Source organism: Candidatus Binatus sp. (assembly GCF_030646925.1).
Classification (GTDB): Bacteria; Desulfobacterota; Binatia; order Binatales; family Binataceae; genus Binatus.
The window spans coordinates 36,662-62,042 of sequence record NZ_JAUSKL010000083.1 but is presented as its reverse complement, the minus strand read 5'-3'; the positions used below and the strand labels follow the sequence as shown (position 1 = coordinate 62,042).

27 protein-coding genes are annotated in these 25,381 nt (G+C 60.6%); 2 read left to right on the top strand and 25 right to left on the bottom strand.

Annotation, left to right across the window (positions count from 1 at the left end):
* Positions 1-17: 17 nt before the first annotated feature.
* Positions 18-2,774 (top strand): lipopolysaccharide biosynthesis protein, encoded by a 2,757-nt coding sequence (locus Q7S58_RS14555; protein ID WP_304827095.1) that lies wholly within the window; start codon positions 18-20, stop codon positions 2,772-2,774.
* A gap of 15 nt (positions 2,775-2,789) precedes the next feature.
* On the opposite strand, the gene Q7S58_RS14550 is transcribed toward Q7S58_RS14555, so the two are convergent.
* The 7 genes from Q7S58_RS14550 to rsmI form a co-directional block, all read right to left on the bottom strand.
* Positions 2,790-3,071 (bottom strand): hypothetical protein, encoded by a 282-nt coding sequence (locus Q7S58_RS14550; protein ID WP_304827093.1) that lies wholly within the window; start codon positions 3,069-3,071, stop codon positions 2,790-2,792.
* Positions 3,072-3,096: 25 nt separating this feature from the next.
* The gene (locus Q7S58_RS14545; RefSeq protein ID WP_304827090.1) at positions 3,097-3,999 is read right to left on the bottom strand and encodes a YiiX/YebB-like N1pC/P60 family cysteine hydrolase; all 903 of its coding nucleotides are present in this window, start codon (positions 3,997-3,999) and stop codon (positions 3,097-3,099) included.
* Positions 4,000-4,137: 138 nt separating this feature from the next.
* Positions 4,138-5,175, bottom strand: coding sequence for a DUF1573 domain-containing protein (locus tag Q7S58_RS14540; protein WP_304827087.1), 1,038 nt, complete (start codon positions 5,173-5,175; stop codon positions 4,138-4,140).
* A gap of 80 nt (positions 5,176-5,255) precedes the next feature.
* On the bottom strand, positions 5,256-6,641 hold the full coding sequence (accC, locus tag Q7S58_RS14535) for an acetyl-CoA carboxylase biotin carboxylase subunit (protein ID WP_304827084.1): 1,386 nt from the start codon (positions 6,639-6,641) through the stop codon (positions 5,256-5,258).
* A gap of 10 nt (positions 6,642-6,651) precedes the next feature.
* Positions 6,652-7,206 carry an acetyl-CoA carboxylase biotin carboxyl carrier protein gene (gene accB / locus Q7S58_RS14530; RefSeq protein ID WP_304827081.1) on the bottom strand — a complete coding sequence of 185 codons (555 nt, stop codon included), beginning with the start codon at positions 7,204-7,206 and terminating at the stop codon, positions 6,652-6,654.
* A gap of 8 nt (positions 7,207-7,214) precedes the next feature.
* Complete coding sequence (gene aroQ, locus Q7S58_RS14525) at positions 7,215-7,742, bottom strand: type II 3-dehydroquinate dehydratase (protein WP_304827078.1); 528 nt, start codon at positions 7,740-7,742, stop codon at positions 7,215-7,217.
* An 84-nt stretch (positions 7,743-7,826) separates the two neighbouring features.
* Complete coding sequence (rsmI, locus tag Q7S58_RS14520; protein ID WP_304827075.1) at positions 7,827-8,711, bottom strand: 16S rRNA (cytidine(1402)-2'-O)-methyltransferase; 885 nt, start codon at positions 8,709-8,711, stop codon at positions 7,827-7,829.
* Positions 8,712-8,764: 53 nt separating this feature from the next.
* Here rsmI and purU point away from each other — a divergent pair, with 53 nt between their 5' ends.
* Positions 8,765-9,628, top strand: coding sequence for a formyltetrahydrofolate deformylase (purU, locus tag Q7S58_RS14515; RefSeq protein ID WP_304827072.1), 864 nt, complete (start codon positions 8,765-8,767; stop codon positions 9,626-9,628).
* Positions 9,629-9,844: 216 nt separating this feature from the next.
* On the opposite strand, the gene Q7S58_RS14510 is transcribed toward purU, so the two are convergent.
* The 18 genes from Q7S58_RS14510 to Q7S58_RS14425 all read right to left on the bottom strand — a co-directional run bounded on the left by Q7S58_RS14510 (position 9,845) and on the right by Q7S58_RS14425 (position 25,298).
* A complete protein-coding gene (locus Q7S58_RS14510; RefSeq protein WP_304827069.1) occupies positions 9,845-11,332 on the bottom strand; it encodes an NADH-quinone oxidoreductase subunit N in 1,488 nt (495 codons plus the stop codon).
* Positions 11,333-11,344: 12 nt separating this feature from the next.
* Positions 11,345-12,844 carry a NuoM family protein gene (locus Q7S58_RS14505; protein WP_304827065.1) on the bottom strand — a complete coding sequence of 500 codons (1,500 nt, stop codon included), beginning with the start codon at positions 12,842-12,844 and terminating at the stop codon, positions 11,345-11,347.
* Positions 12,845-12,889: 45 nt separating this feature from the next.
* Positions 12,890-14,965, bottom strand: a complete 2,076-nt coding sequence (gene nuoL / locus Q7S58_RS14500) for an NADH-quinone oxidoreductase subunit L (protein ID WP_304827062.1) — start codon at positions 14,963-14,965, stop codon at positions 12,890-12,892.
* Between the two features lie 19 nt (positions 14,966-14,984).
* Positions 14,985-15,149 carry a hypothetical protein gene (locus Q7S58_RS14495; protein WP_304827059.1) on the bottom strand — a complete coding sequence of 55 codons (165 nt, stop codon included), beginning with the start codon at positions 15,147-15,149 and terminating at the stop codon, positions 14,985-14,987.
* Positions 15,142-15,456, bottom strand: a complete 315-nt coding sequence (gene nuoK, locus Q7S58_RS14490; RefSeq protein WP_304827056.1) for an NADH-quinone oxidoreductase subunit NuoK — start codon at positions 15,454-15,456, stop codon at positions 15,142-15,144. Before nuoK ends, Q7S58_RS14495 begins: the two co-directional genes overlap by 8 nt.
* 13 nt (positions 15,457-15,469) lie before the next feature.
* On the bottom strand, positions 15,470-15,967 hold the full coding sequence (locus Q7S58_RS14485; RefSeq protein ID WP_304827053.1) for an NADH-quinone oxidoreductase subunit J: 498 nt from the start codon (positions 15,965-15,967) through the stop codon (positions 15,470-15,472).
* A 13-nt stretch (positions 15,968-15,980) separates the two neighbouring features.
* Positions 15,981-16,589: an NADH-quinone oxidoreductase subunit I gene (locus Q7S58_RS14480; RefSeq protein WP_304827050.1), complete on the bottom strand. Its 609-nt coding sequence runs from the start codon at positions 16,587-16,589 to the stop codon at positions 15,981-15,983.
* Positions 16,590-16,598: 9 nt separating this feature from the next.
* Positions 16,599-17,783 (bottom strand): NADH-quinone oxidoreductase subunit NuoH, encoded by a 1,185-nt coding sequence (gene nuoH, locus Q7S58_RS14475; protein WP_304827047.1) that lies wholly within the window; start codon positions 17,781-17,783, stop codon positions 16,599-16,601.
* Between the two features lie 131 nt (positions 17,784-17,914).
* Complete coding sequence (locus Q7S58_RS14470; protein WP_304827045.1) at positions 17,915-19,033, bottom strand: NADH-quinone oxidoreductase subunit D; 1,119 nt, start codon at positions 19,031-19,033, stop codon at positions 17,915-17,917.
* A complete protein-coding gene (locus tag Q7S58_RS14465) occupies positions 19,030-19,539 on the bottom strand; it encodes an NADH-quinone oxidoreductase subunit C (RefSeq protein ID WP_304827042.1) in 510 nt (169 codons plus the stop codon). The genes Q7S58_RS14470 and Q7S58_RS14465 overlap by 4 nt, the downstream gene beginning before the upstream one ends.
* 2 nt (positions 19,540-19,541) lie before the next feature.
* Positions 19,542-20,048: an NADH-quinone oxidoreductase subunit NuoB gene (gene nuoB / locus Q7S58_RS14460; protein ID WP_304827039.1), complete on the bottom strand. Its 507-nt coding sequence runs from the start codon at positions 20,046-20,048 to the stop codon at positions 19,542-19,544.
* An 11-nt stretch (positions 20,049-20,059) separates the two neighbouring features.
* Positions 20,060-20,452, bottom strand: a complete 393-nt coding sequence (locus Q7S58_RS14455) for an NADH-quinone oxidoreductase subunit A (RefSeq protein WP_304827037.1) — start codon at positions 20,450-20,452, stop codon at positions 20,060-20,062.
* 136 nt (positions 20,453-20,588) lie between these two features.
* Positions 20,589-20,849 carry a zf-TFIIB domain-containing protein gene (locus Q7S58_RS14450; protein ID WP_304827034.1) on the bottom strand — a complete coding sequence of 87 codons (261 nt, stop codon included), beginning with the start codon at positions 20,847-20,849 and terminating at the stop codon, positions 20,589-20,591.
* Between the two features lie 17 nt (positions 20,850-20,866).
* Positions 20,867-21,205 (bottom strand): FmdB family zinc ribbon protein, encoded by a 339-nt coding sequence (locus Q7S58_RS14445; protein ID WP_304827031.1) that lies wholly within the window; start codon positions 21,203-21,205, stop codon positions 20,867-20,869.
* Between the two features lie 211 nt (positions 21,206-21,416).
* Positions 21,417-21,656: a hypothetical protein gene (locus Q7S58_RS14440; RefSeq protein WP_304827028.1), complete on the bottom strand. Its 240-nt coding sequence runs from the start codon at positions 21,654-21,656 to the stop codon at positions 21,417-21,419.
* Between the two features lie 65 nt (positions 21,657-21,721).
* Complete coding sequence (locus Q7S58_RS14435; protein ID WP_304827025.1) at positions 21,722-23,479, bottom strand: glycosyltransferase family 39 protein; 1,758 nt, start codon at positions 23,477-23,479, stop codon at positions 21,722-21,724.
* Positions 23,476-24,501 (bottom strand): isoaspartyl peptidase/L-asparaginase family protein, encoded by a 1,026-nt coding sequence (locus tag Q7S58_RS14430; RefSeq protein WP_304827022.1) that lies wholly within the window; start codon positions 24,499-24,501, stop codon positions 23,476-23,478. The genes Q7S58_RS14435 and Q7S58_RS14430 overlap by 4 nt, the downstream gene beginning before the upstream one ends.
* Positions 24,501-25,298: a methyltransferase domain-containing protein gene (locus Q7S58_RS14425; protein ID WP_304827019.1), complete on the bottom strand. Its 798-nt coding sequence runs from the start codon at positions 25,296-25,298 to the stop codon at positions 24,501-24,503. Before Q7S58_RS14425 ends, Q7S58_RS14430 begins: the two co-directional genes overlap by 1 nt.
* Positions 25,299-25,381 lie beyond the last annotated feature (83 nt).

Here is a 25,381-nt window from a genome sequence, read left to right as displayed (position 1 = left end):
GAGTTTTTCCTCCAAAGATGCATTCTGCGTTGCGCGCCAAACCGATCGCCCGGACCGTCGCCGCGATTCTCTTTCTTCTGCTCTTCGCTCCCGCTCTCGTTTCGGCCGCCGAACCCGCTTTCAACATCTATTATTCCGGCGCCGAGGATCTGGTGCTGACGCGCCTGCAACTCGATCCGGCGACTCATCGCGTCACGACTCTCGGCGCCGCCGCAACGGCCGTCGTTCAGGATAACCTGCCCGCCGTCGGTCCGGAACTCGACGCACTCAAGGCGCGCGTCAAAAGTGGCATGGGCGTGTTGCTGATTCTCGGCCGCCACACCGAACCTGCCGCGCTCGAATCGCTCACCGACGGCATCGTGAAGCAGGCCGGAATCGTCGACGTCGCACACGGCCCGACGCATGATCGCGAACTCGAGCGGCTCGCCGCCGTCATCAACTATATCGGCCCGCCCGCCGATCCGCTGCGCACGAATGTGAGTTGGCTTTCCGCCGTCCGCGTTCACGAGCGCTCACTGCTCGACATCAACGGCGCGGAAGTTCTGGTGCGCACCAACGGGTACGGTCCGGTCAAACCCGGAACGCCGATACTGCTCCGTGTCAAATCCGGCGCCGGCACGATCTACGTGCTCAACGTGTGGCTGCGCCAGGGCGATCAGAGCCTCCGAATCGCGAGCATGATCGCGATGCTCAAAGGTATCGAAGGCGCCGAGAATTACGACTTCCAGCGCTGGCCTTATTTCAACTGGCTGCTGTATGGCATGACGCGCACTGCCGCCGGCGTCGCGCCGATTGCCTACGGTGAATGGATCGCAGCGCCGGTGCCCGACCGTCCGCAGGCGCGAATTCTCGCGTGGATTTTTCTCACGATGTTCGCAGTTTTTCTCACCGCGTTCCTGATCGTGCGGCGCTACAGCATGCGGCATCCCGAGTTGCTCGATCGCTTCTACCGGCCGTCAGTGCAACCGGTACCGCGGCCCGCATCGCTCGGCGCCGCGGCTGCGCCCGTCAAGATCGATTCCGAAACGCCGGCCGATCGCGGCGATCCGCGCTGGGAAATCGTCGGCTTCCATCGCCCGCTGAGCGGCTTCTTCTACAACTACCTGCTCTCGCTGTTCATCATGATACCGCTGAATTTCGCGGTGACCTTTTATATCGAGCGCACCTTCGTCAATCCGTTTCTCGAGGCGCGCGGCGCGTGGGCCGCAGTCGTGCAGTTCATGCTGATTTTTTTCACGCTGCTCGATCTCGGCACCAGCCAGGCGATGGTGAAATATTTCGCCGAGTATCGCCTCACCGATCCGGGCCGCGCGATCACCTTTGCGCAGTTCTTCATCTGGTTTCACGCGCTCGCCGGGATGTTCCAAATTGCCGCGCTCGGACTCGTCGCCGCAGTATGGATGCCGCATACCGCGATGGCCTATCTCGCGTGGTTCGTGATCCTGCACACGCTGATCCAGTTCCCCGGCTTCATCTCGATTTTCTTCAGCCTGTTCCGCGCGCTGCAACGCTTCGATTACGCGCAACTGCTGATCGTCCTGACCTATGTACTGAATCCCGTCATCCAGATGATCTGCGGCATCTACATGCGCCACTGGGGTTTGATGCATCCGGTGTTCGGCGAAGGGATGGGCGTGGTGTTCGGTTTCGCGATCGGCGGCGTGATCGCGAATCTCTTCATGGGACTCTTTTGTTCGATCTTCTACGAAAAGATGGGCTTCAACCTGGTCACGATTTTTCTCGCTCACTTCGATCGCGAGACGATCAAAAAATCGATCGTGTACGGCGCGAAACTCACCGGCGGCCAGGCTGCCGTGGCGATCAGTTGGGGCCTGGTGCCAGTCCTGATGGCGATCCTGCTGCCGAATTTTCTCGAGCTCAACGAAATTTTTCTGCTCACGTTCGTTTTCTCGTTCGCCTATCTCGAAACCGGCGCTTACATCTTCACCACCCTGATGCCTTCGATCTCCGAGGCCTATTCGCAGGCCAAGCTGGCGCTCACCCGCCGCTACCTCGACCAGGGACTGCGCTGGGCGATCATGGTGTGCTCGATGCTGGGCGGCGCGTTCATCGCATTCTCCGACGTTTTCATCAAGGGCCTGCTGCCGCCGCAATTCGTCCGCGCCGCAACGGTGATGTGGCTGATGCATCTGTGGCGTCTCGCCGATTTCACGACGCGCCTGCCCGACCAGGTTTTTCAGGGCGTCGGACGCACGGGCACCTTCACCTGGACTTCGCTGCTCGAACACACAAGCCGCGTGGTGCTGACGTGGTACATGCTCAAGTGGTACGGATTCGAAGGCGTATTTTACGCCTTTCTGATTTCATCGGTGATGCGCGGACTCGTCGCATGGCCGCTGATGGGCTACCTGGTCGCGTGGCCCGCGATCAGTTGGTGGCAGACCATCTTCAATCCGGCGCTCGCCGCGATCGGCAACTACGCGATCATGCGGGCATTCGCGCTCGCCGTATGGCGCGGGCCCGGCCACGTCGCGAGCGCATGGCTCGTCGTGCTCGTGAGCCTGATCGGTTCGCTGCCGGTTTACATGCTGCTGAGCGGCTTGCTCGGATGGGATCGTGCGAGTCTTGCCGAGTTCCGCGACGCCGCCGAGCTGGTGCCCGCGCCGTTCGGTGGAATTGCGCGGATGGCGCATTCGCTGGTCGAATGGGGCTCGAAACTGAGCCCGCTCAACGATCGTTTTCCGGGAAATCTGGTCGAAGAAGCCGCCGCGGAATCAGGCGAGCTGACGGCCCTCAAAGCGGAACTGCACTAAACGATTCGGCGGCGCTCAACTGCGCTTGTAGATCGCAAACTCCTTCTCCATCTTCGCGACCCGCTCCTGGATCGACGATGTGCGCTGAGTGCCGAGCAGGAACTGCACCAATTCCTCGTGACCGGCCTGGCCGCCGGGGCTCATCACCTCGACCAGTTCTTCGATCAGGCTCGGGAACTTCTCGCTCGGGATGTAGTAGTTCGCCCAACCGAAGTTGCAATGGCGATGCAGAATTTTCGCGATGGTCTTTTCCAGAAGATCGCGCCGGCCGGATGCGTGCTCTTGTTCCTCGTTCAATGAACCTCTCCTGATGCCGCCTGGTTCAGGCGCCCTTCTTGATGGGCTCGGTCGGCGCTTCGTCATCAGCCCACAAGATTTTGTGATAGTCGAATCGCATGTTCTCGATAATATTGAACTTGATGATCTCGAAATAGGGCGACAAATCAAAGTCCCGCGGCGTGATCAGCGTCGGCGATACCACGCGCATAATACCGTAAGACGGTTCTGGTTGCTTGCCGCTCATCGACCAGAGGCGCCGCACTCCGGTCGAAGGCAAGCTCTCACTCGGCAATTGAGCATAGCTCGGAATGATCGGAAACCTCACCCGGTGAAATACCGACGCGATCAGGCTCGAGCATATCACACGCGTCGGCTCGCCGCTGCCGAAACTGAGCGCGCGGCGGCGGAATCGCCGCGGCACCAGGCTCACCGGCAAAAAGAATCGCGCGAGATCGATCACGTTGCGCAAATCATAAGTATCGCCCACGCTGCGCAGCACCTCGTCCAGAACTTCGGCAAGATCGGCGGACGACAGGCTGTACGGCCGGCAAATCCGCATGTTGAAATCGCGATACTTGGATACCGGCGACAGCACCACGCCCGATTCGACCAGCGCCTCGACCACCAAGAATTTCGCCTCGTCGCCAAACTGCTCGACCAGTTGGCTTTTCAGTGCGGGATTGCGCCGAATCGGCTCGTCCCCGACGTAGAGCGCCGAATGCGACCACGAACTCTGCGTCAGGTACTTGATGCATTCGCTGATGCGCTCGTTGCCCTCGACCAGTATCACGTCGCCTTTGCGCACGTAGCGCTTGAGCGCCGCCATGTCGTTGGGAACGTGCAGCGCGTACGACTTGAGCGGCTTGGTGAGCAGATCGATCGCGTAGTTGCTCAGCCAATCCAGAATTCGGCCGTAGATGTTCCAGCTTTTCCGCTGCCGCGCCATCAGCTTTCGCAGGAATCCTCCGCTAGCGGCGAAAATCCTCCTTCCTAACGAATATCGGAACCGGCAATTTAGCGAAACAACCTGACTGATTGATTTGGTACGGCGCCAATTGGCGACTCCGCTGGACGACGCGCAAGCTTAAGACTTGAACTGGCCCACGATCGCATAGAACGGCACCGCGAGCGTCGATTGCTCGGGATCGTCGGTCTTGATCGTCAAGTTTCCGTGAAGTTGCCCCTCCGGCGTGCCCCGCTTGAGCGTCACCGTGAGCTTGTATTCCTTACCCGATTTCACCGGCTCCGCCGACGCGACCACCGTCGGCGTGCTGCTCGATACGTCAAGCACCTTGACGTTGCGACTTCCCTCATTGCTGAGCTTGATGATCCGCACGATATCCTGTCCGCGCGGCACGATTCCGAACGACACCTGCGCCGGATCGATATTCAGATCGCCGCTGACAGTCCCGAACACATCGACATTCAGCGGCACGCGGTTGGTCGTCACCTTGATTGAATCGTCGAACGTCCCGACCGGCATCGTCTTGAGCAGCGTGATTTTCAGCATCGCGCCGGGCTTGCCGTCGGTCCGTTTTTCCTGCACGACCTTGATCGACGAACTCGAATTGCTCACCGGTCCGACCTTGAACGCAGTACTGCCGCCGACCAAATCATCGATCACGATTTCCCTGGTGGCTTCGGCGCCTTTGCGGACGCTGCCAAACGCAACTTCCGCCGGCGTGGCCGCGACTTGCTGCTTGACGGTCCCCTGCATCGTCATCGGGACTTGCGGATTGTTGGGGTCGTTGGTGCTCGCGGTGATCGTGCGCACCTGATGCCCCTTCTGAAAGTGCGTGTCGAACATCACCGCGATTTCGGACTCGTCGCCGGGCGCGATATGCGTCTTGGTCGGCGTGCCGGTGGTGCATCCGCACGACGTCTTGACGCCGCGGATATCGAGATAGCCCCGGCCCGCGTTCTTGATTCTGAAAGTGTGCGTGATCTGCTTGCCTTCAAGCGCAGTTCCGAAATCATACAGCGAGGTATCGACCACCGCTTTCGGTTCGCGTCCCGGCGGAGCGCTGTTGCCGCCCGGGATGTTCGGATTGATGCTTTGCTCGGCTCGCGTCGTCCCCGCGATCAGCAAGCCGATCGCGAGTGCCAAAAAAATTCGTCGCATTTGCATTTGTAAGTCGTCCCGCGAGTTCCGCGGCGCGCGATGCGCCTTCACTTATACAAGTACGAGGCGCGCGGTCGCGGTCAAGAGGCTTTGCTGATCGGCGCTGGCGGCGATGCTTCCGCCTTGGGCGGCTCGTATCGGCGCAGAAAATCGGTGGCAAATTCGCCGCGGCAGAAATCCGGATCGTGCAGGATCTTCAGATGCAGCGGGATGTTGGTCTTGATCCCGTCGATCACGTACTCGCGCAGCGCCGCCTTCGCCCGCGCGATCACTTCGGTCCGCGTCTCCGCGTGCACGATCAACTTCGCGATCAGCGGATCGTAATGCACCGGCACCCGGTATCCGTCGTAGAGCGCGGTCTCGACGCGAACGCCAAGCCCGCCCGGCGGATGATGATTGCTCACCACGCCCGGCGACGGGATGTGCCGCTCGGGATCCTCCGCGTAGATGCGAAATTCCATCGCGGCGCCGCCGAACGTCACCTGCCGCTGCTTGAGCTTCAGCGGCTCGCCCCACGCCATTCGGATGCTTTCCTTGACCAGGTCAACGCCGGTGACCATCTCGGTCACGCCATGCTCGACCTGGATGCGCGTGTTCATCTCGATAAAGTAAAACTCGCCGTTGCCGGAGAGCAGAAATTCGACGGTGCCGACGTTCGAATAGCCGACCACCGACGCCGCGCGGACGGCCGCCTTGCCCATCTTTTCGCGCAACCGCGCAGTCAGGATCGGACACGGCGATTCCTCTATTACCTTCTGATGCCGCCTTTGAATCGAGCAATCGCGCTCGCCAAGATGAATCGCGTTGCGCTGGCTGTCCGCGAGGATCTGAAATTCCACGTGGCGCGCGCGCTCGAGATATTTCTCGAGATACATTTTGCGCGAGCTGAACGATGCCTCCGATTCTCCCTGCGCCAGCGGGAACAGGCGATTAAGTTCGGCCGCGTCGCGCACGATTCGCATCCCTTTGCCGCCGCCGCCCGCCGCCGCCTTGATCAACACCGGATAGCCGAGGCGTTTCGCGTCGGTCTGCGCCTCGCGCACTTCGGTCACGCCGGTACCTTCGCTGCCCGGCAAGACGGGCACTCCCGCCCGCCGCATGATTCGGCGCGCGCGCGGCTTGTCGCCCATCAATCGGATATGGCGCGCGCGAGGTCCGACGAAGCTCAGCCCCGACTTCTGGCACGCCTCGGCAAAATCGCCGTTCTCGGAAAGAAAGCCGTAGCCTGGATGCACCGCGTCGGCGCCGAACGTTGTCGCGGCGCTCAGGATCGCAGGGATGTTGAGGTAGCTGTCCTCGGCAGCCGGCGGCCCGATGCATACCGACTCGTCCGCCATGCGAACGTGGAGCGCGCCCTTGTCGGCGGTCGAAAATACCGCGACCGTCGAAATCCCCAACTCGCGGCAAGCGCGGATAATGCGGATTGCGATCGTACCGCGATTGGCTACCAGCAGTTTTTTGAACATCGGTGCTCCGTCACGCAACTTCGATAATCATCAACGGCTGTCCGTACTCGATCGGCTGTCCATTCGACGCAATTATTCTCACTACTCGTCCCGCCGCCGGCGATTCGATCTCGTTCATCATCTTCATCGCCTCGATAATGCAGAGCGGCTGTCCTTTGCGCACCGAAGTTCCTTCTTCGACGAACGGAGTCGAATCAGGCGACGCTGCCCGATAAAACGTTCCCACCATCGGGCTCTCGATCAGCTTCTGATTCGCGGCAAGCTCGATCCCGCCCGCGCTGCTGCCCTCTTCGGCCTTCGCCTCGAGATGCCGCGCCGCCATCTTGATCGGCGACGTTCGCGCCGACAGTTGAATGTTGCTATCAGCTTCGGTTTCGTCGGCGGTCGCGCGCGCGCCGCCGCGAACCAGGCGCACCTTGCCCTTCTTGTCCTCGATCTCGAGTTCGACCAGCCCGTAGTCTCTCATCAGGACCAGCAGCGCTTTGATTTCGCGAACTTCCATCTGCTCGTGAGTCCCTCTCAGCACCGATGCCCGCTTGGGAAATTTTGCGCCGTCGCTTCGCATACCTTCACCTACGTACGCCCTGCGCGAGACGTTTCGGCCCGCGCCGCTTCGACGATCGTGCGCGCCGCCTGCAAAGCCAGGTCGTAGCTCTCGGCGCCGAATCCCATGATTCGTCCATGCGCGATATCGGCGATCGTCGAATGATGCCGAAACGGCTCGCGCTTATACACGTTGGACAGATGCACTTCGATTACCGGAATCGCCACCGCGAGGATCGCATCGCGAATCGCGACGCTGGTATGCGTGTACGCCCCCGGATTGATAATCAGTATCTCAGACTTGTTCCGCGCCTGCTGAATCCGATCGACGATCGCGCCCTCGCTGTTCGATTGAAACGTCTCGACCTCGAGGTTCATCTCGCGCCCGCGCCGCTGCAATTCGCGATCGATATCGGCGAGCCGGGTGCGTCCGTAAACTTCAGGCTCCCGCTCGCCGAGTAGATTCAGATTGGGTCCGTGCACGACCAACACCGCGATTGGTCTCCCCGCAATGTCCCTGGCGCCCGAGCGGGCCTGTGGCGAGGCCTTCGTCCTCATCACCATCCGCACACTACTCCCTGTGGCATTGAACCCCACGGGGAATTCAACTGCAAGTGCACGCTGTCGCCTAATCTTCGCCGCTCATTCATCGCCAGCCTCCTCCGATGCGTTAGATTTGATCGCGTCCTGATAAATCTCGCGGCGCGGCCTGCCGCTCAAGCGCGATAGCACCGCGCTCGCCTGCTTCAGGCTTAAGCCCGCCTCTCGCAGAATCTCGACGGTTACCGGCGTTCCCTCGATTGTTGAATCTGTCGAATTTTCCGGCGCACCTTCGACCACGATCGTCACTTCGCCGAGCGCAGGTTGCTCGCGAAATCGCTTCGCCAGTTCGTCGAGAGTTCCGCGGATTGTCTCTTCGTAGGTCTTGGTGATTTCCCTCACCACCGCCGCCTTGCGCGAACCGCCGAATGCCTCCGCCATTTCCGCGAGCGTGTCGGCAAGCCGGCGCGCCGCCTCATAGAAGACCATCGTGCGATGCTCTCTTCGCAAGGCTTCGAGCAGTTTTCGCCGCGCTCCACCACGCTGCGGCAAGAATCCCTCGAACGTGAATCGATTGGTGGCGAGCCCCGCAATCGACAACGCCGCGACCGCCGCGCACGCGCCGGGTACCGCGATCACCTTGATACCCGCGTCGAGCGCCGCGCGCACCAGCCGAAATCCCGGATCCGATATCGCAGGAGTGCCCGCGTCGGTGACTAGCGCGATTTTCTGGTCCGCAGCCATCCGCTCGATCAGTTCCGGCGTCCGCCGCTCCTCATTGTGCTCGTAGTAGCTGATCATCGGGACGCGAATTGCGTGGTGCGCCAGCAGCAATCCCGTTCGCCGCGTGTCTTCGCAAGCGATCGCATCGACTTCGCTCAGGACGCGAATCGCGCGCGCCGAAATATCATCGGCGTTCCCGATCGGAGTCGCCACGACGTACAGCACGCCGGCGCCCGCGGTTTGTCTAATCTTCGTCGTGGACATTAGAATTCAGGAGAGCATCAACGACCGACTGCACTCCGACAGGACGTATCAACGTGGCGCAGGGTAAAGCGACTCTTCTCATTTCTTGCATCGATCGCCCCGGCATCATAGCGCGCGTCTCAAGCCATCTGTTCATGCTTGGCTGCAATATTATCACCTCCGACCAGTACGCCGACGACGAAGACGGACACTTCTTCTGGCGCATCCACTTCGAGAGTTTGCGGCTCCCGATCGCGGAATTGTCCAAGGAGTTCGACGCCAGCCTCCCGTCGCTCCTGCCGTGGGATCGCTTGCGATGGAATCTGTTCGACTCGGCGAAGCGCGATCGAATCGTAATAATGGCGTCGCGGCTGCCGCACTGCCTGATGGATTTACTGAGCCGCCATCGCTTCGGCGAGCTCGACGGCGACGTGGTGGGCGTGGTCAGCAATCATCCCGATCTGGAGCCGCTCGCGCGTCCGTTCGAGATCCCGTTCAAGGTGATTCCGGTGCTGAAGGATCGCAAACGCGAAGCGGAAGAGGAGTTGCTGAAGCATCTGACCGAGCTCCGCACCGACACGGTCGTGCTCGCGCGCTACATGCAGGTGCTATCCGGCGATTTTCTGCGTGCGTGGAACAAGCCGATCGTCAATATCCATCACAGCTTCCTGCCCGCGTTCGCCGGCCAGCGCCCGCACAAGCAGGCGCATGACAAGGGCGTCAAGTTGATCGGCGCGACCGCGCATTACGTGACCGAGGAACTCGACGCAGGGCCGATCATCGCGCAAGCGACGACCGCAGTGACTCATCGCGACACCGTCGCGGACCTCGCGCGCAAGGGCAAGGACCTCGAAGTGATGGTGCTGGCGACGGCGGTGCGAGCGCATCTGCGCAAGGAAGTGCTGTTGCATCACAACCGCACGATCGTGTTCAGCTAGTTCGCGCTAGTTGTTCGGTTAGCGCACGGAGTTTTTCGCTAACGCGGAAATCGCCCAGTTTGTCATTCTGAGGCGCAGCCGAAGTATCCCGGATCTTTTTCCGGCTTTTGTTCAAGCGCCGACTGCACCCTCACCGTCTCGTCGCGTTCCGCGACTTCGACCGCCTCTCCCGCAACGAAGCGGGCGAGGCAAAGGCAGAGCGGGTGAGGCATTCGATCAGGTGGGGCCCACAAAGAAAGTCAGCGATCGATCCGCGAACGCGATGATCGGCTGCCAGTAGAGTCCGAGCGCGATTGTCGCGCACGCCAGCACACCCATCAGTCCGTAATTCCACGTCTGGAATTTGACCACGCCTTCGTCGCCTTGCGGTTGATCGAAGAACATCGTGCGGATCGGTCGCAGGTAGTAGTAGAGCGAGACCACCGAATTCAAAATTCCGACGATCGCGAGCACGTAGAACTGTCCACGGATCACCGCGGCGAACAGATAGAACTTGCCGATGAAGCCAATCGTCAGCGGGATTCCGGTCAGCGAGAAAAGAAAGATCGTCAACGCCACCGCCGGCACGATTCCGCCGCGCCATGCGAGCCCGCGATACGCGTCGATATCTTCGCGACCGGTCGAGTTCGCGACGATCATGACGACCAGGAATGCGCCCGCGTCCATCAGGTAGTACGCGAACAGGTAGAACAGCATCGCGCGGATACCGTCGTTGGACAGCACCACGAAGCCCATCAGCGCGTAGCCGGCCTGCGCGATACTCGAGTAGGCGAGCAGCCGCTTCATGTTGGTCTGCTGCAGCGCGGCGAGATTTCCGAGCGTCATCGTGATGATGCAGACGAAGAGCAATAGCTGAGGCCAATCGACGCCCGCGAGCGCGGTCCAACTGCCACCCGCGGTGAGCGTCGAGATCGCCGGAAAAAAGAATCGCGTGAGCAGCGCAAAGCCGGCCGCCTTCGAACCGATCGCGAGAAAAGTCGTAATCGGAATGGGCGCGCCGGTATAAACGTCTGGCGCCCACATATGGAACGGCACCGACGCCACCTTGTAGCCCATGCCGGTAAGTATCAGCACCAGTGCGATGAACACCGCGAGCACCGGCAGATGCCCCGGCGCTGAAAGCGCGCGATTGATCACGGTGAAATCCAGCGAGCCGGTGATTCCGAAAATCCAGCTCATCCCGTAAATCATCGTGCCCGACGCGACGCCGCCGTAAATCAGATACTTGAGCGCGGCTTCCAGCGAGCGCCGATTGTGCCGCAAAAATCCGGTCAGGATGTATGACGTCAGGCTGACGAACTCGAGCGCGAGGTACGCCATCAGCAGGTTCGCCGACTCCGCCATCAGGAACATCGCGAACGCGCTCGCGAGCAGAATCGCGTAGTACTCGCCCTGGTCGCAAGTCTTCACTTCCTCCGAGCCGATCGACATCCACACACCAATCACCGCGGCCAGCGCGATCAGCGCGCGAAAGTAAATCGCAAACGAATCGAACACCAGCATCCGATGGAACAGCCATGCACCCGCATGCGGCGCTTCGAGGCCGATCGCCATCAGACTCGCAGCCGCGGTTATCAACGCTAGATCGCCGAGGTACTGCTTGTCGGCCACCACCAGATCGAGGATCACGATGATCAGGATGCCGGCCACCATGATCAGCTCTGGATAGAAGAGCGTAAGGCTCGCGATATTTCCGAGATCCATCTAGTCCGAGTCTCAGCGCATCATCGCGACAGCCGCGCCCGAGGTGGACAGCACGACCTGATTCAGGTGCACGAGCGACGTATTGAGCAGGTTCAAAATCGCCTGCGGATAGACGCCGAGAATCAGCACCAGCACGCCGAGCGGCACCAGCGTAAACGCCTCGCGGAACGTGATATCCGTCAGCGTGTTGTACTTTTCATTCAGCGGGCCGAGATAGATGCGCTGAAAAGTCCACAGCAGATAGCCGGCAGTCAGGACGGCCGTGGCCGCGCCGAACACGGTCATAATTGGATGGAGTTGCCACGCGCCGAGCAGCACCAGCACTTCCGAGATGAAAGCGGACATGCCGGGCAGTCCCATGCCGGCGAAGAATGCGAAGCCGGTAATCGCCGTGTAAATCGGCATCTGCTGCGCGAGTCCGCCGAAGCCGTTGATTTCGCGATGATGCGCGCGGTCGTAAATCATGCCGACCAGGATGAAGAGCATCGCCGTGATCGTGCCGTGGTTGAACATCTGCAGCACCGCGCCGTTGATTCCGGCCGTGGTGAACGCCGCCAGCCCGAGCATCACGTACCCCATGTGGCTGATCGACGAGTACGCGATCAGTTTCTTGTAGTCGGTCTGCGCCATCGCGCACATCGCGCCGTAAACGATGTTGACGGTTCCGATCACGCCGAGGAACAGCCACGCGAGCTGCATCGTAGCGGCGGGCAGGACTGCGAAATTAACCCGCAGGATTCCGTAGGTGCCCATCTTCAGCAGCACGCCCGCCAGGATGACCGAGATAGCAGTGGGAGCTTCGACGTGCGCATCGGGCAACCACGTGTGAAACGGGAACGCCGGTATCTTGATCGCAAAACCGATGAACAGGGCGATCCACGCGACGCGCTGGAATCCGATCGAGTATTGGCTAGAGTTCGCCGCCAACTCGGTGAGATCGAAGGTCGGCGTCGCACCGTAGTAGTAGAGGCCCAGCATCGCGAGCAGGATCAGCACCGAGCCGAGCAGCGTGTAGAGAAAGAACTTGATTGCCGCATATTCGCGGCGCGGGCCGCCCCAGATGCCGATCAGAAAATACATCGGCAGCAGCATCACTTCCCAAAAGATGTAGAACAGGAAGAAATCCAACGAGACGAACACGCCCATCATCCCGGTATCGAGCAAGAGCAGCATCGCGTAGTAGCCCTTCTCCGCGCGGCTGATGCCGAAGCTAGCGAACACCGAGAAAAAGCAGATGATCGCCGTCAGCAGCACCATCGAGATGCTAATCCCGTCGATGCCGAGGAAGTAGCTGATGTGATACGACGGAATCCACGGCGCTTTTTCGGCAAACTGCACCGCCGTCGTTGTCGTGTCGAAATGCTCGTACAGATACCAGGCAATCGCGAGCTGCGGAATGGTAGCGGCGACCGCAATCCATTTGAAGATCGCCTTCATCGTGTCCGGCAGCGCGAGCACGACGAACATCGCGAACAGCGGGATAAAAGTTATGAGCGTAAGCGGGTGACTCATTTCGCTTTTTGATCTCCGTTCAGGCCGTTCGCGGCGCTGAATCCATCAAGTCCTTGCGACCGCGCGCACCAGCAGTATCAGCATGATTGCGGCGAGGAATCCGTACAGGTAACCGTTAATCGATCCGGTCTGCAGCCGTCGCAGTCTGCCGCCCACGTCGAGCGTGAAGTTGGAGGCATAGTTCACCAATCCATCGACTATGTAGTTGTCGATCAGTCCCGAGATCGACGAAACCAGCACCGTGATTCGCCCCGCGAGATTCACCACGCCGTCGATGATGTTCGAGTCGAACCATGCGAACGCGCGGCACGCCATCAGGTACGGCTGCACGAACATGAAATCGTAAAATTCATCGACGTAGTACTTGTTCAGCACCCAGTCGTAAATCGCGCCGCCGAACATCTGGCTGAAGCGCTCGGGATCGATTCTCTTTTGCCGATACATCATGTCGGCGACGAACCATCCGATCACGACCATCGTGAAAGTAATGAACCCGAATGCAGCCTCGGTCGCATGACTATGGATTCCCGATTCGGTGAGATGCCGCGTCAGTTCCGAGTTGAAGATCGGCTCGAGAAATTCCTCGAACGGCTTGAACGTCGCGATGAACTCCGGAATTTTCACGATTCCGCCGACCACCGACAGCACGCCCAGCACGACCAGCACGTATGCCATCGACGGCGGCGATTCGTGCAGGTGATGCTCCTGCTCGTGGGTGCCGCGGAACTCGCCGAAGAACGTCATGTACACCTGCCGGAACATGTAGAACACAGTGAGGCCCGCGCCCATCAGCAGCATCGCCCACACCACGACGTGTCCATGCGCAAACGCCTGCCAGATAATCTCGTCCTTCGACATGAAGCCGGCGAACGGCGGAACGCCGGCCAGCGCGAGCGTCGCGGCGAGAAACGTGATGAACGTAATCGGCATCTTGTGCCGCAGCCCGCCCATCTTGGTCATGTCCTGCTCGCCGCCCATCGCATGGATCACCGAGCCCGAGCCGAGGAACAGGCAAGCCTTGAAGAACGCATGCGTCATCAGGTGAAACACGCCCGCGCTGTATGCGCCGACCCCGACCGCGGCGAACATGTATCCAAGCTGGCTGACCGTCGAGTATGCGAGCACCTTCTTGATGTCGTTTTGCGTGGTGCCGATCGTCGCCGCCACCAGCGCGGTCAGAGCGCCGATCACGGCGACCACTGTCATCGTGAACGGCGACATCGAGAAGAGAAAATTCAGGCGCGCAGTCATGTACACGCCGGCGGTCACCATCGTCGCCGCATGGATCAGCGCGCTGACCGGCGTCGGACCCGCCATCGCGTCCGGCAACCAGACGTACAATGGAATCTGCGCCGACTTGGCCGTCGCTCCGGCGAACATCAGGAGCGTCACGAAGCCGACCAGTTGATGCGCCGAATGGAAGCCGGCGAAGTTGATCGTCATCCCTTGCAGCAACGGCGCGTACTTTGCGACCTCGCGCGTCACCAACGTGGGATGTCCGACCGACTCGAGCGCGCCATACAAGCTGTAAAGCGCGATCACGAACGCCCAATCGCCAATGCGATTGACGATGAAGGCTTTGTTGCCCGCCGTGCTGTTCGCCGGGACCTTGTACCAGAAACCGATTAGCGCGAACGAGCAGAGGCCGACGCCTTCCCATCCGACGAACATCAGCCACATGTTGTCGCCGAGCACCAGCATCAGCATCATGGCCGTGAACAGGTTCAGCCATCCGAAAAAGCGCCAGAAGCCATCGTCGTCGTGCATGTAGCCGATCGAATAGATGTGGATGAGCCCGCCGACGCCGGTGATGACGAGCGTCATCACCAGCGAGAGCGGGTCGAGCCAGAACGCGATATGCAAATCGAGTCCGCCGACGTGAAACCAGGTCCAGAGATCGTCTAGCAGGAAGCGATTTTCCGGCGGCATTGCGATCAATCTGAAGAAGCCGGTGACTGCGATTGCGAACGCGAGTATGACGACGCCGCATCCGACGATGGCGATCGCGGTCTTGCCGAAGTTTTTCTGAATCCACTTGCCGGCGAGGAAATTGATCGCCGCGCCGATCAGCGGCAGCAGAATAATCAAGCGTATGAAATTGACCGAAGTCGGATGATCCATCGTCAGGCGAGCCGCAAAATCAGGCGGACCGCTCCCTGTTGCTCACGTCGAAGGAAAATTCCCGGGCGAAATCAATCGCGCTGATATAAGCAGAAAATTGGCGGCGATCAAACAAGATTGACCCCGCGAGCCGCGATCGCGCCCACGCCGCATCCACGCTCCAGACCCCGCCAACTTCATCCACTTAGGGTCTCGGTCGCGTCCACGTCGATAGTCTTGAAATTCTGGTAGATCGCGAGCACCACGGCGAGTCCGATCACCGCCTCGGCCGCCGCCAGCATGATCACGAAGATGGCGAAAATCTGGCCGTCGTATTTGCCGCCGCCGTAAAATGCAAAAGCAAGGTAGTTGATGTTCGCGGAATTCAGAATCAACTCGACGCCCATCAAAATTCCGATCGCGTTGCGCCGCGTCAGAACCGTGAACAATCCGAGCCCGAATATTATGAGGCTCAGGACCAGAAAGTGGTCCAGCGTGATTCCCCCGCCCATCCGATAGCCGCTCCTACTCCCTTGCTTCGTGGCGCGAAATAACGATCGCGCCGATTAGCGCCGCCAGCAGCACCAGCGACGCGACCTCGAACGGCAACACATACTCGCCGAGAAACGCGTTGCCAATTCCGTATGTCGTCGGCATCGGCGCTGCGACGGGCGCCTGATGCCACACCGTCCGCTCGACCGCATAGAGCATCACGGCGATCGCGACTCCGACCGTTACCAGCGCCGAGCCGGTACCGACGGCGCGATTCGACACGGTAACGTCGGCGATTCCGGCGGTCAGCATTACCGCAAAAAGCGTCAGCACCAGGATGCCGCCGACGTACACCAGCAACTGAACCATCGCGACAAAATCCGCCGCGAGCAAAATGTAGATGCCGACCACGCCCATGAACGCGCCGAGCAGCGCGAAGGTCGAATGCACGATATTGCGCGAAAACGCGACCAGCGCCGCCGAGCCAACCGTCAGCGCCGCGAGCGCGTAGAATATTATCTGTGGAAGCATCGCGATTGGTCCGTTACGCCGCGTCACCTGCGTCTGGCTGATCGAGAGCCTTATCCGCCGCGGCTTTGTTGGCTGCGTCCTTGTCGCTGCCGGGGATCGCCCACTGATCGAGATACGCCATGCCGCGATTCAGGATCGGCGCGATTCGCGGATCGGTCTCCGGACCTTTCTTCGGCTTGTACGCGATCACCGGATCCTTGACGAAGCGCCGAATCAGGCTTTCGAGTGAATAATCGGCGCCCTCGAACTCGGTCGTATGATGAATCGAGCCGGTCGGGCACGGTTCGCTGCAGAGCCCGCAATACATGCATTTGGCGATATCGATATCGAACTGTGACAGCAGCAACTGCTTCGTTACCGGATCCTTGTCGGCGACAATCGTGATGCAATCGATCGGACACGCACGCTCACACGCGAGGCATCCGGTGCAGATCTCCAAATCAACTTCCAGAATTCCGCGATACCGGAACGGCAGTGTATCCTGCACCCGCACCGCCATCCGATCGGGATACTGCACGGTGTACGGCTTGCGCATGAAGTGCGACGCCGTAATCGCCATCCCCTCGAAAATCGTGGAGACGGTCTGCTTGATATTCTGAACGTACGCGGAAACTCCGGTCATCGACTGCCTCTATATCGTCGGCTTGAAATACATTTCCATCCGCGAACGCCTTAGATAGAAGATCACGCGCTGGATGAAAATCACCGCGACCACGATCGCGCCGGCCAGCATGATGTAACCCATAAACGCGTTGCCGTCGGGCCAAATCGCGACCCAAATCGCGGTGCCGATCATGTTAATGAACGCAATCGGCACGAAATACTTCCAGCAGACCGACATGAGCTGGTCGATTCGCACGCGCGGCAGCGTCCCGCGCACCCACATCGAGACGAACACCAGCGCCAGCACTTTGACGTTGAAGGTGATCAACTCGAGCACGTTCATCAGCACGGGATTTTTCGTGACGTGGGGGAATTGCCATCCGCCGAGAAATAGCGCCGTGATGATCGCGCCGATGATAAACAGATTTCCCCACTCCGCCATGAAGAAGAAGAGATAGCGCATGCCGCTGTACTCGGTCGCGAAACCGGCCACGAGTTCCGATTCCGCTTCGGGCAAATCGAACGGCGTGCGATTGCCTTCCGCCAGCGCCGACACATACAGGATGTTCGCCGCGATAAACGTGAACGGGTTCGCAAAGATGAACCAATGCTGCGGCGCCCAGCCCTGCCCCTTGATAATTCCCTGCATCGAGAGCGTGCCGGTCATCAGCACGATCGGAAAAATCGAAAGGCCTGCGGGAATTTCATAGCTGACGATTTGAGCCGCCGAGCGGATCCCGCCAATCAGCGACCATTTATCGTTCGACGCCCATCCCGCCATCAGCACGCCGACCACGGTGAGCGCGGTGACCGACGTCATGTACAGGATGCCGACATTGAGGTCGGCGAGAATCAGCGACGACGAGAACGGCATCACCGCCCACGGCAGTACGAACGCCAGCACGACCAGGTACGGCGCGATCTTGAACAGCGTCGCGTCTGAATCGTCAGGGACGATGTCTTCCTTGCAGACGTGCTTCACTCCATCGGCCAGCCATTGGAGGAAACCGTTGGGCCCCACGCGATTCGGCCCGACTCGCGACTGGATACGCGCCCATACGCGGCGCTCGACCCAGCTAACGATTCCGGCGAACGGGAATGCGACGCCGAGGAACACAACGGCGCTCAGCACAAAGATCACGAGCGCAGCGACGAGGCTCGAATTGGTGCCGAAGGTGCCCGCTGCGACGAGGTTATGGATTAAGGTTTCCATCAATTATCCAGATCCGGGATTCCTCGCGGCAACTTACCTACTTCGAGTCGGCCCTCCGGCCCGACTCGGCTCCGCGCGCGCGGGAATGACAGAAGGCAGAAAAGACGAATGATAAAAGGAAGCGCATCGACTTAGCGATCAATCTCCGGCGCGATCACGTCGAGGCTCGCGATCAGCGTGACGAGGTCCGCGATCATCAACCCCCGGCTGAGTTTCTGGATGATACCCATCGCGGCGAATGAACCGGTCCGCACGTGCACGCGCCACGGATAGCCGGTGCCGTCGCTGACGACGTACCATCCCATGTCGCCACGCGCACTCTCGACGCGAATCTGGCATTCGCCCGCGGGCGGTTTGAAATTGCGCGGTACCTTGGCCAGCACCGGTCCCGACGGAATCTTCGCGAGCGCCTGGCGCAGGATCTTCACGGACTCCCGCATCTCGTAAACCCGCACCATGTAGCGGTCCATCGAGTCGCCGAGCGTTCCCCACTGCCCGTTGCCGATTGGAATATCGAAATCGAAATCGGGATACACGGAATACGGGATGTCCTTGCGGATGTCCCACTTGATTCCGCATCCGCGGAGATTCGGCCCGACCAGGTTGTAGTCGATCGCCTCGGCCGCCGTGATTATTCCGATATTCGCGAGGCGCTGAACGTAGATCTGGTTGAACGACAGCAGATTGTTGAATTCGTCGAGAATGGGCTCAAGGTGATCGAGATAGGCCGACGCCTTCTCGCGCCACCCCGGCGGAAGATCCCACGCGACGCCGCCGATTCGCATGTAGTTGAAGGTCAGCCGCGCGCCGCATAGCTCCTCGATCAAGTCGTTGATCATCTCGCGCTCGCGGATCGCATGCGTAAATGGCGTCATCGCGCCGATATCCATCCCCATGGTGCCGATCGACAGCAGATGAGACGCGAGCCGGTTGAACTCGGCCGCAATCACCCGGCAGTATTCGCCGCGCTTCGGCACCTCGATATGGCCGAGGCGCTCGCACGCGCTGCCCCAGCCCTGATTGGTGAACATCGCGCACACGTAATCGACCCGATCGGTGTACGGCATGAAGCCGTGATAGCCGACCTTCTCCGCGATCTTCTCGATCGAACGATGCAGGTACCCGACGTCGGGAATCGCCTCGCGCATCACCTCGCCGTCGGCGCGCACGACGAATCGCAGCACGCCGTGGGTCGAGGGATGCTGCGGGCCCATGTTGAGCGTCATTTCTTCGGTGCGCAGAGTACTCATTTCTTTTTGGTGTCGAGCCGGATAATCGGGCTCTCTCGTACGGTTGAGATACCGTGATATTCGAGCGGTTCAACGAAGTCCTTGCGCAGCGGATACCCCTGCCAGTCCTCGGGCAACAGGATTCTCCGCATGTCGCTGTGGCCTTCGAAATTCACCCCGAGCAGATCGAAAATTTCGCGCTCCATCCAGTTCGCCGACTTCCAGACGTTCTCGAGCGTCTCGATCGACGGATTGTCGCGCGGCAATTTCACCTTCAGCACCGCGCCGTGGCGTTTCTGGTACGAGAAGAAGTGATAGACGACCGCGATATGATCCTTGTAATCGACGCCGCTCTGATTCGAGAGGCAATCCATCTGCAACTCGGGGTCGCTTTTCAGAAAGCGCCCGATCTCGACGATCGATTTCGGATCGACCACGGCGAACGGATCGAGCTTGCGATCGGCTACTTCCAGCACGCGATCGCCAAACTGATTCTTCAGCCGTTCAAGTATTTGCAGCGGTTCCATGCTCAGGCGGCGGCGACTCCGTTCGCGCTCGGTCCGCGCGAGAGCCAGCGCTCGGTCATCATTTTTTCCTGCAACTTCAGCAGGCCTTCGGTGAGCGCCTCGGGACGCGGCGGACATCCAGGCACGTACACGTCCACCGGCAAGATTTTGTCCACGCCGTCGCAGACCGAGTAGGCAAGCTGGAACAGCCCTCCGCAACTCGCGCACGAGCCCATCGAGATGACGTACTTCGGGTCGGGCATCTGATCGTAGAGCAGGCGCGTGCGAAGCGCCATCTTCAAGGTCAGCGTGCCCGCGACGATCATCAGATCGGATTGGCGCGCCGAGGCCCGCGGAGTGGCGCCGAAACGTTCGATATCGGCGCGCGGCCCGCCGGTATGCATCAATTCGATCGCGCAGCACGCGAGCCCGAACAGCATGTACCAGATGCTCGATTTGCGCATCCAGTTGAGCAACTCGTCGGTTTTCGTCGTGAGGACGTAGTCCGGAAGCGTATTGAGCAAAGGCATTAGAATAGACCTCAGTCTTCAGTCGGCACTTTTTTGACCCATTCAAGGTCGTGCTTGACCCACACGTAGGCCAGGCCGACGAACAGGATAGCCAAGAAGATCAGAATTTCGCTGAGCGCGTAGAGTCGGCGGCCGGAGCGAACCCAATCGAGATAGACCGTCGCGATCGGATAAACGAAGGCGACTTCGACCTCGAACACCACAAAGATCAGCGCAATTATATAGAACCGGACGTTGAAATTGATCCACGCGCGGCCGGTCGGCGGCTCGCCGCATTCGTACGGAATCAGCTTGCGATCATAGGGATTCGAGGGCGCGAGCAGCTTCTGCAAGCCGAACATCAGCGCAACGAAGCCGATTCCGATGATCGTCAGGGCCAGCGGGACGCCGAAGTTAAAATACATTTGATGATACCGAGTTCTGCTTAGTTGGCCCAATAAGGACTGTCAAGAAGCCCGCCTTGATTCACACACAGCCCAGCTTAAGCAATACTTAATCAACGATTCGCCTCTACTAACCCGACACAGTGTCGATACGCGCCTACTTTCCCGCCTTTTCCATCAGCGTATTGAGCGCCTTCTGATCGAGCCACGCGCCCTCGCCTTTCGGGCATACCAGCATATGGATTCCGCGATCGTGCTTCGCTTCCAGAAATTCCTTGCAGTGCGGACAGGCGATGTGCTCCATCCGCTTGCGCATCGATTCGAGCAGTTCGGCGTCGCGCTGGCGCGCCCATTGATCCTCGCGGGCGGCCTCGACGTCCTTGAACTTTTCACCCAGCCGGTTTTTCTCATCGCTCATGACGATTCCTCGGCGATTCAGGTCATTTCTTTGATCAGTTTGCCGCTGCGAGCTTTCTCGACGGTCGATTCGAACTTGGGGCCTAAGTCAACGCCCATTTCCTTGGCCCGCTTCTTCGCCCAGATGCCGACGTTGCGCGAATCCTTGTAGAACGATTCGTCGCGCGGCTTCGACGAATCGAAATTGTTGAGCCGCGAGGCTTCGCTCTCAACCACCGCGAACGACGACATCACGCGCTTGAGCCGCACCGAGCCGCACTCGGGGCATTCACGACGCTCGCGCCGGCGCGCCGAACCCATCACGACGTGCGAGCTGATGAGCTTGCAGCGCCCGCATTCGTACTCAAATATCGGCATTGGATAATCAGGATATCGCGCCGGAGTCAGCCCCGCAATTGAGCCCTGTAGTCGCCATGCTTGTGAATTTCCGGCGATGATTTTCTCCGTGTCATTTCGAGCGCAGCGAGAAATCCCGGATCCGGGTTCCCTCGTCGCTTCGCTCGCTCGGGATGACACGAAAATGCGGCACAAGGAATGTTGAGGTGTAACGAAGCTAAGTAGTCGCAGCTCACCCCGGCGGCTTGCGCCAGGTCTCGCGATTATCGAGAATCGGCGCCGCGAGCGGATTCCCCACCAGCAGCAACAGCCCGATCCCACCGACGACCACGCCGCATCCGAGCCACCAGAGCGAGCGATACTCGATCCCCAGCGCGAGCATCGCGAGCGCCCAAAGCGGGATTATCAGCGAGGTGACGAAACGCATCATCGCACTCATCGCGTTTTCTGCTCTTTCGCGTGGATCGGCCATCAGCAGTTATCTAGCCGCTTAGGGCCCGAGTTTCAAATCGATGAGATCAAACTCGAGCGCCGACGTTAATCATTGGGCGGTGGCGACGGCATCAATTCGTACAGCGCGGGCGGACCGCCGCCGCCGATCAGTTCGGATTTCAGAATCAGCCTGAGGCGCGCGCGATCCTCGGGACGCATCGCATCGAATTCGCGTGGCGTCGCGACCAGGTACACGGGATGATCCGCGGCGGGCTTGGGGCAGAGGCCTTTCCGCAGCGCTGGAACCGCGCTGCCGTAGTAGTAGGAAAATTCGTAGTTGATGCCGGCCGGAATGCACACCGGCGCACCCTTCGCCGTCTCGGCAACTTGCGGCGCGAAATTCTTGAGACTGCGCATCGCAGCGAGCTTCGGTCTCAGCGTCGCGGTCCACAAAATACTCGCGGCGAGCCCAGTCAGCGCAAACGCGAAGCCTGCACCGACGGCAAGTCTGCGCTTGTAACTCCAGACTGCGAGCGCCGCCGCGGCGATCAGCGCGATTGCGCACGCCACGAAGGGAAATTGCATCGACGCCATTCCCTGGCCGAAAATCGCGGCGAAGGCAGCGTCGCTCGATTGCAAATTTATTCCGAGCGGCAAATCGGGACGCGACCTCGCCAGCATAAATTCCGCGATGATCGCGACGGCACATCCGGCGGCGAATATCACGACGATCAAGTCGCGGAGTTTCGCGGCGGGTCCGCGCGCGCGATCGATTTCGGCAAGAGAAAATATCGACGCGCACAGGATCGCGATTCCGGGCAGCGCCGGCAGCACGTAATCGTCGCGCTTGACGCTCGCAATCGAGAAAAACAACAGCACCGCAATCGTCATGCTGGCTTGATAGATGATCGCGCGGCGTTTTTCGCGTGCGAATTCGCCAGTCCACAGCGCCGTAACCGCCGGCGCCACTAAAAGAATCATCGGGAACGCAGCGCCGAGTAGTCGGGTCGCGATGTAATAAAATGGCCGATAGCTCTCGCCGGTGCCGCCGAGCTTGGCCGGCATGAAATGCCCAAAATTTTCGGCGAACAAAATCCTGAAGAAGCGCTCCTTGCCGTAGATCGCGGCCGGCACGTACCAGAGCGCGCCGATCGCAATTGCGGTCGCGGCGATTTGCCAGACCCATCGCCTGCGCGCGATCACAAGCGGGTTCCGCCACCGAAGCAAAAGATAAATCGCTGGTGCAAGCGCGCATAGCACGATCGCAACCGGTCCCTTGGTCAGCACTCCAAGTCCAAGGAATACTCCGGCCGCTATCGGTACCCGATTCGTACGACTCGATTGGTCCGCATTATCGCTTTCATCGCCGGCGACCAGCGGAAACATCGCGGCGTTAGCCGCAAACAGCAGCAGCGTGAGCAACATGTCGGTGAGCGCGGTGGTCGCGCGCGACGCAAATCCGTAGGTGCCAATCAGGAACAGAAACGCGAGCCATCCTTCGACCACGCCGACGTGCGACGCGGTCCACGCGAGCACCGCAAGTGCGAGAATCGTCCCCGCGACGAGCGATACCGCCCGCGCGCGGACCTCATCGACGTTGCCGCCGGAAATTTTCGCCGTACTCGCCGCCAGCCAGTAAAACAGCGGCGGCTTGCGATCGGCGAAGCCGTACGCATCGGCCGGAATCAGCCAATTGCCGTCGCGCACAATACTTTGAATCCACTCGGCAGATTGCGGCTCGGCGTCCTTTTGAAACGGCGCGCCGATTCCCTGTCCAAGCACGATCAGCGCGAGCACTGCCGCGAGCGCGAGCATCGAAGAACTGATTGCCGGCGACTTCGATACCGCCGACTGCGCGTTCACTTGCGATCCCGGCCGACCCGCGCGATCGGTGCGAGCCACAGATGACGCAATCCGCCCGCCGGATCGAAGCGCGCCACCTGCATCGAGGCCGCGTTGTGCGCGTAGCCGATTCGTCTGCGGCGATCGAGCAGGATTACTCCGGCCTCGGCACCGGTCGCGTCGATCATCTCGGCGATTGCTTCGCGCGCGACCACCTCGGGCGATCCTTCCGCGAGCGCCAGCACCGCCTCGCGGCATAGCGACGTCAGGATGATCGCTTCGCCCTGTCCGGTCGCCGACGCCGCGCCCAACACATGCGCGAAAGTTCCCGCGCCGATGATCGCCGAGTCGCCGATACGCCCGAAGAGTTTTCCTGGCACGCCGCCGGTCGAGGTGGCCGCCGCGATTCCGCGGTCCTGGTCGATCGCGATTGCGCCAACGGTGCCGTGCTCCGGCAGCATCGATGCGCGCGCCGCGGCCTGCGCGAGTTCCTCGGCCTGCTGCCGCTTCCGCGCGCGCCATCGCTCGCGGGCGCGCGGCGAAATCATTTCGGCCGGCTTGACGAGTCGCATCCCGCAGTTCCGCGCGAAGCGCTCCGCGCCGAGCGCGGCCAACAGGATATGCGGCGAGCGTTCCATCACCGCGCGCGCGAGCATCACCGGATTTCGCACCCGGCTCACGAGGGCGACCGCGCCCGCACTCACATCATAGTCGTCGTCTTCCGCCGGATGCCGCGTCTCCTTGCCGCGCTTCACTTCCGGGCCGCTCACCGGATGCGCATACATCACCGACGCATCCATCTCGAGGTTGCCTTCGGAATTCAGCAGCGAGCCGTATCCCGCGTTGAACAGCGGATGATCTTCGAGCGCCGCGACCGTCGCGACGACCGCGTCGAGCGCGCTCCCGCCGCTTTGCAGGATCTTTGCGCCGAGCCGCGCCGCCGCGAGCATTCCGCGCCGGCGCTCGCCTCGTTCGTCACCGGCAGTTGCTGCGCCCGCGCCGCCATGCGCGACCAGCGCCGGAATCGTGCGCCGCGACGCCATCAGCCGGGCCGGCGGCCCCAAATGAAGATGCGCCTGAAGTCGAACGTCATCGGACCGGTGGCGCCGTAGGCGCGCTCGAGCCGCTCGGTGTAGGCGGCGAGGAATTCTCCCTGGCGATCGTCAGGCAGCGCATCGACGAACGGCCGGAGCCCCGTCGAGCGATACCACTGAACGACCTCCGCCGGGCTGTCCATCGGATGATGAAACGTGACGTAGTACGAATCGACGTCCGCGTATCCAAGTTCGGTGAGCATCCTAAGATAATGCTCCGGCACCGCGTCCTTGCGAAAAGGGATCTGGATACCGCCGAGCAATTCACGCCACGGCGATTCGCCGAGCAGCCGGTCCATCTCGACTTTGGCGGTCTCGATCGCGTTGGCGGGCATCTGGACCGCGAGCCGTCCGCCGGGCTTCAGCGCCGCGAGGCATCGTGTGAAAACGCCGCGATGGTCCCGCAGCCACTGGATGGTCGCATTCGAGAATATCAGGCTGTATTCGCGGTCGGCGCTGAACGTCGAGACGTCGATAACTGCAAACGACAGGCGCGACTTCAGATCGATCGGCAAGCTATCGCGCAGCTTCTCCGCCGCCTCGATCATCGCGGGCGACGAATCGACGCCGCGCGCCGCGCCATGCGCCGAGCGCCGCGCGAGTTCGACCGTGTTGTCGCCGGGGCCGCATCCGAGATCGATCATTTGTTCGTCGTCGGCAAATTGAAGTCGCGAAAAAATGTGCTCGACCGGCTCCGCGCGATAGCGGCGGAAGCGGTTGTAGAGTTCGGGGTTCCAGTCGGCCATCGATATCTCTTTTCCTTGAGCGAGGAGCATAGGTGGGACAAGTATTGCTAACAACCCACGCTGCTTGCGGTCAGGGCTGCTTA